This is a genomic window from Neisseria basseii (assembly GCF_962707005.1).
GTDB classification, from domain to species: Bacteria; Pseudomonadota; Gammaproteobacteria; order Burkholderiales; family Neisseriaceae; genus Neisseria; species Neisseria bergeri.
The window spans coordinates 1-253 of record NZ_CAUIXH010000082.1 but is presented as its reverse complement, the minus strand read 5'-3'; the positions used below and the strand labels follow the sequence as shown (position 1 = coordinate 253).

The 253-nt window shown below is 48.6% G+C and carries 1 protein-coding gene; it reads left to right on the top strand.

Annotated features, from left to right (window positions below; translation table 11 throughout):
- On the top strand, positions 1 to 253 hold a 253-nt coding region (locus Q9I99_RS11395; RefSeq protein WP_304666243.1), incomplete at both ends, for a transposase.

Sequence of the window (253 nt, the reverse complement as noted above, 5' to 3'; positions counted from 1 at the left end):
CCGTTGGACAAAGAAAAACGGCCTCTACAAACTCGGTTACAAACAACATACCCGTACCTATGAGGAAGGCTATATCGAGAAACTGCACATCACTCCCGCCAATGCCCATGAGTGCAAACATCTGTCGCCTTTGTTGGAAGATCTACCCAAAGGTACGACCGTTTATGCCGACAAAGGCTATGACAGTGAGGAAAACCGGCAACATCTGGAAGAACATCAGTTGTTGGACGGCATTATGCGCAAAGCCCACTGC